6 protein-coding genes are annotated in these 16344 nt (G+C 37.0%); 2 read left to right on the top strand and 4 right to left on the bottom strand.

All coding sequences use genetic code 11. The features are described 5' to 3' along the window. Positions 1-18: 18 nt before the first annotated feature. From BXU01_RS13795 to BXU01_RS13780, 4 genes are all read right to left on the bottom strand, one after another. Entirely contained in the window at positions 19-1023 is a 1005-nt protein-coding gene (locus BXU01_RS13795) for an FAD:protein FMN transferase (protein ID WP_083693741.1), read from the bottom strand. Between the two features lie 13 nt (positions 1024-1036). Then, positions 1037-3235, bottom strand: coding sequence for a PepSY domain-containing protein (locus BXU01_RS13790; RefSeq protein WP_083693972.1), 2199 nt, complete (start codon positions 3233-3235; stop codon positions 1037-1039). Positions 3236-3363: 128 nt separating this feature from the next. Continuing rightward, a complete protein-coding gene (locus BXU01_RS13785; protein ID WP_083693740.1) occupies positions 3364-3846 on the bottom strand; it encodes a DUF2271 domain-containing protein in 483 nt (160 codons plus the stop codon). Positions 3847-3917: 71 nt separating this feature from the next. Beyond that, positions 3918-5414: an ankyrin repeat domain-containing protein gene (locus BXU01_RS13780; RefSeq protein ID WP_083693739.1), complete on the bottom strand. Its 1497-nt coding sequence runs from the start codon at positions 5412-5414 to the stop codon at positions 3918-3920. A gap of 1119 nt (positions 5415-6533) precedes the next feature. Here BXU01_RS13780 and BXU01_RS13775 point away from each other — a divergent pair. After that, positions 6534-15167, top strand: a complete 8634-nt coding sequence (locus BXU01_RS13775) for an MBG domain-containing protein (protein ID WP_083693738.1) — start codon at positions 6534-6536, stop codon at positions 15165-15167. Positions 15168-15221: 54 nt separating this feature from the next. Next, positions 15222-16145 carry a PorP/SprF family type IX secretion system membrane protein gene (locus tag BXU01_RS13770; RefSeq protein WP_083693737.1) on the top strand — a complete coding sequence of 308 codons (924 nt, stop codon included), beginning with the start codon at positions 15222-15224 and terminating at the stop codon, positions 16143-16145. Positions 16146-16344 lie beyond the last annotated feature (199 nt).

Genomic DNA, 16344 nt, shown 5'->3' with positions numbered 1-16344 from the left:
GTCAAACAAAATGATGAACTATAATTTAGCCTTAAATTTCGTGATTTTAAAGTTTTTTGATTTCACGATTTTACCGTTATCGGTAATCATAAGGCAACTGTATTGCGGATATTTTTTTAGCAGCATAAGACCTTCTTTTTGTCCTAAAACCATTAATGAGGTACTTAAACCATTTGCTGTTTCTGCGTTGGGACCAAAAACAGATACACTGCACAATCCAGTTGCAGGATACCCTGTCGCAGGATTTATAATGTGTGAATATCGTTTACCATTAAAAACAACAAACTTTTCATAACTTCCTGAAGTTGTTACGGCACCATTATTTAGCGGTACTACGGCAAATAATGTATCTGGATGAAACGGATTTGTCATACCAATATTCCAGTCTTTTCCGTTGGGTTGTTTTCCCCATGCGGTCATATCTCCGGAACCGTTTACAATTCCGGCTTTAATACCTTTGGCGAGCATTATGTTTCGGCATTTATCTGTTGCATATCCTTCGCCCAAAGCGCCAAAACCAATTTTCATTCCTTTTAATTTTAGAAAAATCGTTGACTGAACTGTATCTAAAATGATGTTTTTATACCCTACTTTTTCTACTGATTTTTGTATGGCTTCCGCCGAAGGCATTTCGGTCATTGATCCGTCAAATTTCCAGATTCTGTCCATTGCGGCAAAACTCACATCAAAGCCGCCCTTTGTAGCTTTAGAAAATTGTATGGCTCTTTGGGTAAGTTCAAAAACTTCGCGATCGACTTTTATGGGTTTAATTCCCGCATTCTGATTGATTTGCGAAACTTGCGAATTCGGTTTCCAGTCGGATATCAGATTTTCAATTCGGGTAATTTCTGCTATAACTTCATCGATATTTTGCTCTGCAGCAAGAGAATCTGTTGCGACGATTGTAATATCAAAACGTCCGCCCATAAGCAGCGTTGTTCTTTTTCGTAAAACTTGTGCGTTGCAGGATACTCCGCAAATTACGAACAGAATTAAAAAATTATTTAAGATTGATTTATGCATTAATTTTTTTAATCTAGTAGCAATCCGTTAATAATTGACCATTGTCTTTATAATCTGCAATGCTCTTTATTTTTCTTTCGGCACATAATTTTTCCAGTATTGCTTCAACATCTTTTTGCATGGCAAGCGAACCACAAATCATGATGACACCTCCATGTTGTAATAGATCAATAAAGAAATCAGTATCGCGTTTGATTAAATCCATTACATAAAAATGTTCTGCTTCGCGTGACAGAGCGAGATGAAAACTTTTTAGTTTTTGTTTCTGGATTATTTCTGCGGTAAACTTCTTGTATCCGGAAACAGTTTCTGTTTCCATTCTGAATCCGGCATATAAATGCGTTTCAGTTTTTGTTTTATTTTGCTCAATCATTCCCAGAAAAGGAGCGATACCCGTTCCGTTTGAGATTAAGGCTGTTTTTTGCGCTTTTGCAGGAAAATGAAATGCTTTATTGTTGATGATTCCGGCTTTGATAACATTGCCCGGAATCAGATTGTTTAAAAATTCAGAACCTAATCCGTTTGGATGCAATTTTACGACCAATTGTATGTTTCCGGAATGTTTCCCAATAGAGTAGAGGCGTTCTCTGGTATCGTTTGCAGGATAAATGGCCAGTAAATCACCTGAATTGAATTTAGCTCGCATATTTGCTCTCAAAGTCAATATAAAAGTCTGTTCGTTCTCAGAGACAATTGTTTTATCTAAAACCATCAGTTTTTGTAAACCTTTAGGAACATGATTGTACAAAGATGGTGTTGTTGATAATGGAATTGCGGTTTCTTTGCTCCATAATTTTATCCATTCTACAAATTCAGCAGCCGATTTGTCGTTTACTGTCTGTACTTCTAAAAGGCGTTCTGCCCAATTTTGACGGGCTAATTGCTTGTCAATTTCAAAAGCAAATTCACAAAAATCAGGATAGGCTTTTGAACCAAACCCAACTACAGAATAGTTGATTTTTTGTTTTTGTGGATTTTTGTTCAACAAAGAAATAAATTTACTTCCGTTAGACGGAGCGTCGCCCAATCCGTGTGTTGAAGAAAAAACGATAATATGCTGTGCTTTTGGGAAAACAGTAAAACTATTCAATTCACAGAGAAAAGCTTTTTTACCGCTACCAATTAATTGTTTCAGGACGGCATTTGCAAATCTTAAGGTGCTTCCGTTTTCAGATCCTGCTAAAAGTATAAATTCACTTTCACTGGCTTTGAATTTATTTTTTATTCGGCTGGATCTTCGTTTTAATGTAATCGCAAAACCGGAATAAATAAAAAACAGAATATTAATAGCTGCAATTGCAAGTATAAAAGCCCAGATTGCATTTGTTCTTCCGGTATGAAGATTAAGACTAAAATCAGCTAACTGAACCTTTATTGGAGAACGTTTTTCTGTGACAACAGCGCCTGTAACCTGATTAACTTCAACTTCACGGTCTTTTAGCTCAATGATATAATATTCTTCGGGATCGTCAGTAAAAGGGAACTCAATTTTTTTGACATCAGCCAGAAGTGTATGTGTAAATATAGATTCTTCTTTTTCCTTTTTTAGAGCTGCCGGATTTGAAGGAGTTGTTTTTTGCTGCTCGTTTTTTTCTTTATCCATAAAAAAAATGAACCTTTCCAGGGATAAATACGTTCCGGTAAGGGCTATAATCAGGATTGGAATCAAGGCGAGTCTACCTAATACAACATGATAATACTGGGCAAAATATTCTTTGACTACTTTCGAGAAAAAATTACGGATTCCTCTTTGTCTGTTCAGCACTAAAGCAAAACCTGAAAGAGCAATTAATAGCAATAAAAAAGAAATTACCCCAACAACGAATCGTCCGGTTTCATGCAGAAATAAAGAACGATGAAATCCGGTAACCCATTGAATAAATTCACTTTTTTTTATTGGTTTACCTAAGGGTTTGGCAGTTTTGGCATCAATATAAGAATTGATATCGTTGCCATCCTGATCAATTGCCTGCAGGGTTACAAATTGATTGTGATCTACACTTAATTCGGTTATTTCAGGATATGCTTTCTTTAATGCAGGTAAAGTTTCTGCCAGCGTTATTTTGTCGAAATCAGCTGTCCGGTACGGAAGTGTTTTTTCCTGCATTGCATCTACTGCTAGAATAATACCTGTTGCTGATGCTGCTATTAAGAATAAAGAAGAAAACAAAGCCAGAGCTAAGTGTGTGTAACGCCAAAAGGAAAGAGTCATGAAGTGTAATCTATTGAAATGTAATTGCGGTTTTTTGCCACAGATTAAAAGGCTCTTACAGATTTTTTTGTACTGCATGAAAATCTTTTTACTCTGTGGCAATTTTAACAAAGCTGTAGAACGATTTATTAAATCTTATTTAATCGAACGTATCTAATATAGCCTTTTCCTTCTGTTTTATCAGCCAGCCCCTGTGTTGTAAGAGGGATTTCAAGATCACTTACATAATATTTCTGATCTTCTACTGCTGATTCAAATCTTAATTTATATCCTTTGTTAATTTTAGAATCATCAATTTCGATTGTAGTAATGCTGCGATCTCCACCTGTAACTGATGCTCCGGTTCTGGCACTGATATCAGCAGGTTTTTGAGTTTGAAATTTATTCCATTCTTTCAATGATTTGTACCATTTTTTATCGTCGCCCATTACGTAAAGCGTTTTTTCGTACTCACCACTAGGGTTGATTAGTGAAACTACTATGTAAGCACCTTCTCCCATATAATTGGCCATTTGCAGCATGCATTTGTATTTGCTTGCCTGAGCATTTGCCTGAAAAGATATAAGACAAATAATTGCGATTGTAAGTGCCGTTTTAAATATTGATTTCATATATGAATTTTGAATTTTGAGTTGTTAATTGGTAACTGTAAATTTTGCCTTTTGTAAATAACTCTCAGGAACTATTTTAAAAACTCTACAGAAACATTGTTTTTAGTTAATGATTCATTTTCTTTTGCCAGTGCATAAGCACTTTCATCAAATTCTGTATTGATATCTTTTTTAGCACCAATAGAAACCAGATATTTTAAGATCGAATCCTCTTTTGCAATCATTGCAGCTTTGTGCAAAGCAGTCATACCATCTTTGTTTTTAGCATTGATGTCGATATTCAGGTTTGCTAATTTCTTAACTAAAGTAAGATCATTTTTAGCGATTGCGAAATGATATAAAGTATTACCGTCTTTTTGCGCAGTGGCAAGATTAAGTCCTTTTTCCTGTAGAAGTTTTACTTTGGCATCAAAAGGATCTTTTGCAGCATTTGCTTCACCACGGCCTGCTGGTCTGTAAGATTGTACCAGATATAATCCTAAATTATTTCCGTCTTTATCTTTTACGTTTATATCTGCACCTTTGTTTAAAAGAATTGCAACTGCCTCAGGACTTCCTGATCTTACGGCCATTGTTAAGGCTGATTCTCCTTTTAGATTTTGCGAATTGATGTTTTTTACTTTTGAAAGCAATAGTTCAAGAACTGCAGTTTCTCTGGCTCCGGCAGCAATCATCAAAGGAGTGTTTCCTTCTTTATCGACTTTGTTTACATCTGCGCCTTTAGACAAAAAGTAATTGATTATTTCTGTCTGGTTTGGTTTTCCGGCAAGAAGATGAAGTACATTTTCACCAGATTTACCGGTAACAGTAGGTTTAATTTTAACTTCTTCAACTAAGTATTTGTAAGTTTCGATTGTATTGGTTTCTCTACGGCTTCCCTGTGTCGCAATAATAAGTGCATTATCAGTGTATTTAACTCCTTTTTCTAATAGTTTTTTCAAAAGAGTTATATTTCCGGTTCTCGCAGCATAATTAAAAGCAGTATTTCCGTTGTTGTCAACATCTTTCAAAGACATTCCTTTGGTCAGGAAATAGTCAGTAAGTTTCAGGTCTTTATCAAACGGAATTGACATCAGTAATAGGTTTGCACCATCAGAATATTTTTTCTTAGGATCTACTCCAGCTTTAAAAAAGGCTTCGCAAACCGCAGAATTTAATAATCCGTTTGATGCTGCAAAAGCAAGCGGAGTAGTGCCGTGACTGTCTTCAAAATTAACATCAGATCCTTTATAGATAAGATATTCTACCAGTTCTGTATTTCCTCTGTAAGCAGCCCAGTGCAAATAGATACGATTGTCATGTGTAGATTTAGTAACTGGATTTCCGGGTTGATCCAGTAAAAATTTTATACTTGCCAGAGGTGCATCATTGTTGATAGCAACTGTTGTAACATCAAAAGCGTTTGCATTGGCTTCTGATGGATTGTTTCCTTTTGCTATTTCATTTTTGACTGCGGTGACATCCGGTGCCGTTTTCCAAAAAGATTGTTCTAGTAAAATATTTTTTTGTTGGGCACTAACAAATAAAGTTGCGGCTAATGCAAAAGAGATAAAAATATTCTTTTTCATATTGAGGTATTTACTGTTTTAAATTCGTTTAAGGTTGTTTTATTTACTAGAAGTGGCTTATAAATTCAAAGCTATTTAGAACAAATAAAAATAACGCAAATGTAAAAATTAATATCAGTAAATCAATTTATTTAAAGAAGAAACTCTGATTTTAATCAACTTTTAAGATTTTGGACCCAATTTATATGTTGCAATTTCCATTTTAAAGGTTTCTTATTTCACTTTTATAAATTAAATAAAAACAAAATTTATTTGTAAAATCTTTTTGAAAGAATGGTTTCAAAAATAGTTGTCTTTATGTATTAAAAAGATCTGGTAACCATTATTCTCATTCCACATCTTAAAATAATCTTATTAATTTTTCTAAAATATTATTAAACTAATATTCTAATTTCTCAGAAAAATAAGATGATTTCAAATCTCTAAAATTGTTTCAAGTTATAAAATGAAACAATATAGATAAGTGACCACATATTAATTAATCTATCTTTATTTTATGATAATCAGTGTTTTAGGTTTGTTCAGTGTTTTCATTATTAAGGTTTGAAATCTATCTTCTTTATCAACTTACCTTGTTTATGTATCAAAATCATCTCTGTTGAGATATTAAAATTTGCCTGAAATTATTCGAAGAAAAGGGTTGTATGCGTAACGGACCTAATTAAAACTTATTGCCTTTTTTAATAATTCCTGATTTAAAAATGAATGAAAACATTTCTCTTCTGAGGAATCGATATTCAGGACATATTTCTAAAATATAAAATTTTAAAAAATGTCTTAAACTGTTATTCTTAAAACGTATTGTGGTAAAAAACAAAGTCTATTAACAATAATATTTGACTTAGTAAAAATATTAATAATGATTATCATATAATATTTATTCTTAAGTGTTTATCATTTAATATTAATTGTTTTGTGAGTACCATGTTTTATTTTGTAGAATGAAACAAGGAGTGACAGGGTTAAACTCAATAAAAATGGTTATGTATTAAATTCAATATTTAAGATCTGATATGTGATTTTTTGATTAAACATTTAAAATTATTTAGCATGATTAGAACCTTTACTTTTACACTTACAAGAAAATCATTTTTGTTTTGTTAGATCGCACTTTTATCAGTGTTTCAATCAGTTATTGCTCAGGCTCCAGTTATAACCAATTTTAGTCCAACTAGTGGGTCGATTGGGACTACAGTAACAATAAACGGATCTGGGTTTAGTGCAACAATAGCTGAAAATATTGTGTTTTTTGGTGCTACTCAGGCAACTGTTACAGCTGCAAGTACAACTAGCTTGACGGTTACAGTGCCTGTTGGGGGAACTTACCAGCCTATATCAGTATTAAATGGAGCGACTGTTTTAGTGGGATATTCTGCGATTCCATTTCATACAACTTTTACACCAAGTAAAGGAAATATAACTATCGATGATATTTCAAATCAAGTAGGCTTTTCAGATGCAGGTACTGCAGTGAATATTACAATAGGTGATTTTAATGGTGATGGTAAAGCAGATATTGCGGTACTTACTAACGCTGCAGGTGGTGGCACGACAAGAATATCTATTCACCAAAATAACTCTACAAGTGGCTCTATTACTGGTAGTTCTTTTTTGGTTAAAAAAGACTTCGCCATAGTATCGGTAAATCCTCTTGGTATTGCGGCAGGTGATTTGGATGGTGATGGCAAGCTAGATTTAGCAGTGACATCTAGTACTTCTAATAATGTTGAAATTTGTTTAAATACGTCATCAATTGCTACGATAGATTTTGCTATTCAATCTACACGTTATCCAACAGGTACAAATCCTTATAGTGTTGCTATTCGAGACATTGATGGAGATGGAAAAGCTGATTTAGTGACAGCTAATAAAAGTGATGCTTCGATATCAGTTTTACGAAATACATCGAATGGAATTGGAAATATTAATTTTGCTTCTAAATTAGATTTTCCAACTGGAACTGATCCTGTTGCTGTGGCAATTGCAGATTTGGATGGAGATAGTCTTGGTGATGTGGTAACAGCCAATTCTACTGCTAACACAATATCAGTATATCATAATACATCTGTAAGTGGTATTATTAGTTTTGGAAGCCAAAGTACTTTTCCAACTGCTACAACTCCTTACAATGTTGCAATAGGAGATCTTAATAATGATGGTAAAGCAGATATAGCTGTTCCTAATAGAGATAGTAGTTCAGTGTCGATTTTCCGTAATATATCATCTGGTGTTGGGAATATAAATTTTGCCCCTAAAACGGATTTTATATGTAATTCAAATCCTACAGGTATCGCAATAGGAGATATAGACGGTGATGGAAATCCAGAATTAGCGATAGGAACTCGTAACGCTGTTGATAATTTTATTTCAATTTTGCGTAATACGTCACCTCTAGGCACCTCTATTAATTTTGCATCTAAAGTTGATTTTACCATTCGTCCCAATACATATACTATAGCAATTGCTGATTTTGATGGAGATGGAAAGAATGATTTAGCTGCAACTAATTATACATTTGGCAGTACATCCGTTTTTCGTAATAACCCATTATTTGGACCAATTGTTCAGGCGACTAACGTTATTTTTACCGGAACAACAGGTACCACAACAACAGCAAGCTGGACAAATGGTAATGGATCTTCAAGAACAATATTTATGTATGCCGGAGCAAGTGGCAGCCCGGTTCCTGTAGATTATACAGCTTACACGGCTAATGCTGCTTTTGGCGCTGGAACTCAAATAGGTACATCAGGTTGGTACTGTATTTACAATGGTATAGGAACAACTGTAAATATAACGGGTTTAAATCCAGGAACTACTTATCAGCTTATGGTAGTAGAGCGAAATGGTTCAGCAACTGATGAGTTATATTTATCTACAGTAAGTACAGGAAATCCTGCCGGAGTTACAACACTTAATAATCTAGCAACATTAAGCAATTTAGCTATAAGCCAAGGTACATTAAACCCTGTTTTTGCAACAGGTACGACTATATATACGGCTAATGTTGCCAATGCAATTACGAGCTTAACAGTAACACCAACGACTACAGATACTAATGCAATAGTAACTGTAAATGGAGTTGCTGTTGTAAGCGGAAATGCTTCGGGAGCTATCGCTTTGGCCGTTGGTCCAAATGTTATTACCACAATTGTGACGGCCCAGGATGGTACTACAATTGATACTTATACAGTAACAGTAACCAGAACCGAACCAACTATTGTAGCAACCGGAACTTTATCTGCATTAAGTACAACTTATGGTACTCCATCAACATCGGGGACTTTTAATGTTTCCGGAACAGATATGGCAGGAGGAATTTTAGTTACGCCACCTTCAGGTTTTGAAGTAAGTACAGACGATATCACATTTGCAAGTACCGTTACAATTGGAGCAGCTGGTATTATTGCATCTACACCAGTATATATTAGATTAAAAGCGACTCCGGTAGGAAGTTATTCAGGCGATGTAGTTTTAACGAGTAATAATGCGACAACTGTTAATGTATCTACAGTTTCAAGTACAGTTACACCTGTTGCGCTTACCATCACAGCGGATAATCAAACTAAAGCTTACGCAGATGCAAATCCAATTTTAACGGTAAGTTACAGTGGATTTGTAAACGGAGATACCGCAGCGAGTTTAACCACAGCGCCAACAATTACTACAACAGCAGCTACAGCAAGTCCTGCCGGAACGTATTCGATTACGGCAAGTGGCGCAGTAGATCCAAATTATACCATTAGTTATGTTGCAGGAACCTTGACGGTGACACCTGTAACACTTACCATCACAGCGGATAATCAAAGTAAAGCTTACGCAGATGCCAATCCGACTTTAACTGTAAGTTACAGTGGATTTGTCAACGGAGATACCGCAGCGAGTTTAACTACTCAGCCAACCATTACTACAACAGCAGATAACACGAGCATTGTGGGAACATATCCAATCACGGCAACAGGAGCCGTAAATGACAATTACATCATCACTTATGTTGCGGGCAGTTTAACGGTAACGCAAGCCACTTTGACTATTACAGCCGATGCGCAAACAAAAATATATGGATCTGCAAACCCGACCTTAACGGCAAGTTATGCAGGATTTGTAAATGGTGATACGGCAGCGAGTTTAACCACTCAGCCAACGATCAGCACAACAGCAGATAACACGAGCATTGTAGGAACGTATCCGATCACGGCAACAGGGGCAGTGAATGATAATTACACGATCAGTTATGTTGCGGGCAGTTTGACAGTAACGCAAGCCACTTTAACTATTACGGCCGATGCACAGACAAAAATATATGGATCTGCAAACCCGACCTTAACGGCAAGTTATGCAGGATTCGTAAACGGTGATACGGCGACAAGTTTAACGACTCAGCCAACGATCACTACAACAGCGGATAATACCAGTATTGTGGGAACATATCCAATCACGGCAACAGGGGCGGTAAATGATAATTACATCATCACTTATGTTGCGGGCAGTTTTACGGTAACGCAAGCCACTTTGACTATTACAGCAGATGCACATACAAAAATCTATGGATCTGCAAACCCAGTCTTAACGGCAAGTTATACAGGATTTGTAAATGGTGATACGGCAGCAAGTTTAACTACTCAGCCAACCATTATTACAACAGCAGATAACACGAGCATTGTAGGAACGTATCCAATCACGGCAATCGGAGCTGTAAATGATAATTACACGATCAGTTATGTGGCCGGAAGTTTGACGGTAACTAAGGCCACTTTAACTATTACGGCTGATGCACATACAAAAATATATGGATCTGCAAACCCAGTCTTAACGGCAAGTTATGCAGGATTTGTAAATGGTGATACGACAGCAAGTTTAACTACTCAGCCAACCATTACTACAACAGCAGATAACACGAGCATTGTGGGAACATATCCAATCACGGCAACAGGAGCTGTAAATGACAATTACATCATCACTTATGTTGCGGGCAGTTTGACGGTAACGCAAGCCACTTTAACTATTACAGCCGATGCGCAAACAAAAATATATGGATCTGCAAACCCGACCTTAACGGCAAGTTATGCAGGATTTGTAAATGGTGATACGGCAGCGAGTTTAACCACTCAGCCAACGATCAGCACAACAGCAGATAACACGAGCATTGTAGGAACGTATCCGATCACGGCAACAGGGGCAGTGAATGATAATTACACGATCAGTTATGTTGCCGGAAGTCTGACAGTAACGCAAGCCACTTTGATTATAACAGCTGACAATAAAAGTAAAGTTTACGGAGATACAAATCCTGCCTTAACAGTAAGTTATACCGGATTTGTAAACGGTGATACGGCAGCAAGTTTAACCACTCAGCCAACAATCAGTACGACAGCGGATAATACCAGCATTGTGGGAACGTATCCGATCACGGCAACAGGAGCTGTAAATGACAATTACATCATCACTTATGTTGCGGGCAGTTTGACGGTAACGCAAGCCACTTTGACTATTACAGCAGATGCACAAACAAAAATATATGGATCAGCAAACCCGACCTTAACGGCAAGTTATGCAGGATTTGTAAATGGTGATACGGCAGCAAGTTTAACCACTCAGCCAACCATTACTACAACAGCAGATAACACGAGCATTGTAGGAACGTATCCAATCACGGCAATCGGAGCTGTAAATGATAATTACACGATCAGTTATGTGGCCGGAAGTTTGACGGTAACTAAGGCCACTTTAACTATTACGGCTGATGCACAGACAAAAATCTACGGATCAGCAAACCCGACCTTAACGGCAAGTTATGCAGGATTTGTAAATGGTGATACGGCAGCGAGTTTAACCACTCTGCCAACGATCAGCACAACAGCAGATAACACGAGCATTGTAGGAACGTATCCAATCACGGCAACAGGGGCGGTAAATGATAATTACACGATCAGTTATGTAGCTGGAAATCTGACAGTAACTAAGGCCACTTTAACTATTACGGCCGATGCACATACAAAAATCTATGGATCTGCAAACCCAGTCTTAACGGCAAGTTATACAGGATTTGTAAATGGTGATACGACAGCAAGTTTAACTACTCAGCCAACCATTACTACAACAGCAGATAACACGAGCATTGTAGGAACGTATCCGATCACGGCAATTGGTGCCGTGAATGATAATTACACGATCAGTTATGTTGCGGGAAGTTTGACGGTAACCCAGGCGGCTTTGACCGTAACAGCTGACAATAAAAGTAAAGTTTACGGAGATACAAATCCTGTCTTAACAGTAAGTTATACCGGATTTGTAAATGGGGATACGGCAGCGAGTTTAACGACTCAGCCAACAATTACCACAACAGCGACCATAGCAAGTCCTGTTGGAACATATCCAATTGCAGTAAGTGGAGCAATAGATTCTAATTATATAATTACTAATATTGACGGAACTCTGACTGTAACTGCTACAACTTTATTGACAATTGTTGCAAATAATCAAAATAAAATATACGGGGATGTAAATCCTACTTTGACAGTTAGTTATGTTGGATTTGTAAACGGTGATACTGAAACCAGTTTAACCACGTTGCCAACAATTAGTACGACAGCTGTTCAAAGTAGCCCAGTTGGATCCTATCCAGTAACAGCAAGTGGTGCAGTTAGTCCAAATTATACGATCGCCTATACTGATGGGACTTTAACAGTTAATCCTGCAGCTTTGACTATTACGGCAGATGCGCAGACGAAAATCTACGGATCAGCAAACCCGACCTTAACAGCAAGTTATACAGGATTTGTAAACGGTGATACCGCTGCGACTTTAACAACTCAGCCAACGATCAGCACAACAGCGGATAACACCAGTATTGTGGGAACGTATCCAATCACGGCAATCGGAGCTGTAAATGATAATTATACGATCAGTTATGTTGCGGGAAGTTTGACGGTAACCCAAGCCACTTTGACTATTACGGCCGATGCCCAGACAAAAATATATGGATCAGCAAACCCAACCTTAACGGCAAGTTATACTGGATTTGTAAACGGTGATACAGCGACAAGCTTAACTACTCAGCCAACGATCAGCACAACAGCAGATAATACGAGCATTGTGGGAACATACCCGATCACGGCTGTTGATGCAGTAAATGATAATTACACGATCAGTTATGTTGCGGGAAATTTGACAGTAACTCAGGCAGCTTTGACTATTACGGCTGATGCGCAAACAAAAATATATGGATCAGCAAACCCAGTCTTGACGGCAAGTTATACTGGATTTGTAAACGGTGATACCGCTACGACTTTAACTACTCAGCCAACGATTAGCACAACAGCGGATAACACCAGCATTGTAGGAACGTATCCGATCACGGCTGTTGGTGCAGTAAATGATAATTACACGATCAGTTATGTTGCGGGAAGTTTGACAGTAACTCAGGCAGCTTTGACTATTAGTGCTGATGACCAAACGAAAATCTATGGATCAGCAAACCCAGTCTTAACGGCAAGTTATACTGGATTTGTGAACGGGGATACTGCGAGTAGTCTAACCACTCAGCCAACGATCAGCACAACAGCGGATAATACAAGCATTGTGGGAACGTATCCAATCACGGCAACAGGAGCTGTAAATGATAATTATACGATCAGCTATGTTGCGGGAAGTTTGACTGTAACGCAAGCCACTTTAACCATTACTGCTGATGCGCAAACAAAAATATATGGATCAGCAAACCCAACCTTGACGGCTAGTTATGCCGGATTTGTAAACGGTGATACCGCTGCGAGTTTAACGACTCAGCCAACTATCAGCACAACAGCGGATAACACCAGTATTGTGGGAAGCTATCCAATCACGGCAATCGGAGCTGTAAATGATAATTATACGATCAGCTATGTTGCGGGAAGTTTGACGGTAACACAAGCCACTTTGACCATTACTGCTGATGCGCAAACAAAAATATATGGATCAGCAAACCCAAACTTGACGGCAAGTTATGCAGGATTTGTAAACGGTGATACCGTTGCGAGTTTAACAACTCAGCCAACCATAAGTACAACAGCGGATAACACCAGCATTGTAGGAACGTATCCGATCACGGCAATTGGTGCAGTGAATGATAATTATACAATCAGTTATGTTGCGGGAAGTTTGACGGTAACTCAGGCAGCTTTGACTATTACTGCTGATGCGCAAACAAAAGTTTATGGATCAGCAAACCCAACCTTGACGGCAAGTTATGCAGGATTCGTAAACGGTGATACGGCGACAAGTTTAATCACTCCGCCAACCATTTCTACAACAGCGGATAACACCAGCATTGTTGGAACGTATCCGATCACGGCAATTGGAGCGGTAAATGATAATTACATCATCAGTTATGTTGCAGGAAGTTTGACGGTAACTCAGGCAACTTTGACTATTACGGTAGATGCGCAAACAAAAATATACGGATCAGCAAACCCAACCTTGACGGCTAGTTATACAGGATTTGTAAACGGTGATACGGTAGCGAGTTTGACCACTGCGCCAACGATCACTACAACAGCTGTTACAGGAAGTACTATTGGTACATATCCAATACTAGTGAGTGGGGCATTAAGTACAAATTATGTAATAAACTATATCAATGGAAATCTAACCGTAACAACGGCTTCCTTAATTATTACAGCAGATAATAAGACAAGAGCCTATGGTACTCCGAACCCTACGTTAACTGCAAGTTATAGTGGTTTTGTAAACGGTGATACTGCTGCAAGTTTGAGTGCATTACCAACTATTGCTACAATTGCAAATGCAACAAGTCCAGCCGGAGTTTATGCGATTACGGTAAGTAATGCAGTAGATTCTAATTATAGTATTACTTATGTTACCGGAATATTAACTGTAACATCACCAAACGATGTTAACCTAGCAAGTCTGACTATTAACAATGGGGTTTTAAATCCTGCTTTCTCACCAGATGTACTTTTATATAATGTAACTGTAGGAAGTAACGTTGACACAGAGACAATAACAGTAGCATCTGATGATCCTTTGGCAACAATAACGATCAATGGAGTTACAATTTCAAATGGTGGATCTATAACGCCGGTTTCTTTATTGTCAGGGCAAAATATTATGGTTATCAAAGTGACTTCGGCAGATGGTTTAACAACGAAAACGTACCTGCTGAACATTACAAAAGAGAGTTCAGATACTGCATCTTTATCTGATTTAACGATTAGTGAAGGTACATTAACGCCGGAATTCCAAACAGATGTCTATAATTATAGTGCAGCTGTTAAATATGATGTAAACTCTATAACAGTTACTCCTACAGTGACAGATCCTGCATCCAAAATAACTGTAAACGGATTACCTGTTTCAAATTCAGCTCCAAGTATGCCAATAGTGCTGAACTTGGGTGAGAATATCATTCAGACAATAATCACGGCTCAGGATGGTGTAACAAAAGAAACTTATACCATTACAGTATATAAAGGTGCTTCACCGGATCAGGTTACAGCAAATAATATTCTCTCACCAAATGGAGATGGAAAAAATGATTTCTGGGAAATTAAGGACATCCTTCTATATCCAAACAATACTGTAACGGTATATGACAGAGCAGGTCGAATAGTATATTATAAAAAATCATACAGTAATGAATGGGACGGATCTTACAGCGGATCTCCGCTAAGCAATGATACCTATTATTATCTGATTGATCTGGGAGATAATTTACCTAAAATCAAAGGATTTATTACCATGCTTGGGGATTAAAGCCCAGGGTTAAAAGTTAAAATAATAAAATTGTTATATCATAACCATATAGATATGAATACAAGTAAAAAAATATTTATGAGATTATTTGCTATGAGACCAATCTCGTTTTTGAGTGTACTATTCTTGTTTACAAACCTGGCTAATGCACAATTAAACAAATTTGAAGCCATGTATTACCAAAATCAATATTTAGGGAATCCTGCAATGGCGGGGTTAAATAAAGGTGTGAATTTAAATATTGGCTATCAGAGACAATGGGATCAGGTACCCGGAAATCCGGTTCTAATGTATGCAACAGCTGAATATAATCCGGATAGCAGACTTGCCTACGGTCTTAATTTTAATAGTGACAGAGCAGGTTTGATTACCAACTCAAGAATTTTGGGAACTTTTGCCTATCATTTGCCAATTGACGGAGAGGATCGCAAAATAAATTTTGGACTTTCGCTTGGAGCCCGATTTCTATCTCTTGATAAAAGCAAGATTAATGGTAATATTGACGATCCTTCGGTTCAGAATTTTGATGAAGGCGGAGCTTTAGATGGGGATTTTGGTATTTCATATACCTCAAAATTATTAACGATTCAGGCTGCTGTTCCAAATTTAAACAATGTTTTTTTTGAAAATGATAATGGTGAAAGAAGATACGTAGACAATCAGGTATTTTATTCTGCCATAAGTTATAAGCTATATGTATCCAGCAGGATCAATGATTTTAATATTGAACCTCTTGTCGCTTTTAGAGGGATCAGAGGATATAAGGATATAGTAGATATAGGAACAAATTTTAATATGCCCGAGTACCATATGAATATATCTGCCATGTATCATACGAATGAAGTAATTTCAGGTTCTTTTGGGATTTCACTTGAAAAATTAGGAATCTTCTTGTCCTATTCCAATTATATTGGTAATTCAGGTGCTTTTGCAAATGATGTTTTTGAATTGGGACTTCGTTATAAATTTTTAGAATAGTGGTTTAGTTATTTATAAAAAAGACTTTGGACTTTTATTGAACACTTTGGTTATTTTTTTTTGAGAATTAGCAAACCCTATTTATTATAGGGTTTGCTTTTTTTATAATGGGTTTAAAAAAAATGAGAAATTGATTATTCTCGAAATTTGTTTTAAATCTGTAATGTATGTCGATATAAAAATAATGTTTCTTATGAAA

The organism is [Flexibacter] sp. ATCC 35103 (genome assembly GCF_001975985.1).
Taxonomy (GTDB): Bacteria; Bacteroidota; Bacteroidia; order Flavobacteriales; family Flavobacteriaceae; genus Flavobacterium.
This window is presented reverse-complemented; position numbering and strand designations above follow the sequence as displayed.

Coding starts and splice junctions, on each gene's coding strand:
- BXU01_RS13795 (WP_083693741.1), bottom strand. CDS start 1,023: ATGCATAAATCAATCTTAAATAATTTTTTAATTCTGTTCGTAATTTGC.
- BXU01_RS13790 (WP_083693972.1), bottom strand. CDS start 3,235: ATGACTCTTTCCTTTTGGCGTTACACACACTTAGCTCTGGCTTTGTTT.
- BXU01_RS13785 (WP_083693740.1), bottom strand. CDS start 3,846: ATGAAATCAATATTTAAAACGGCACTTACAATCGCAATTATTTGTCTT.
- BXU01_RS13780 (WP_083693739.1), bottom strand. CDS start 5,414: ATGAAAAAGAATATTTTTATCTCTTTTGCATTAGCCGCAACTTTATTT.
- BXU01_RS13770 (WP_083693737.1), top strand. CDS start 15,222: ATGAATACAAGTAAAAAAATATTTATGAGATTATTTGCTATGAGACCA.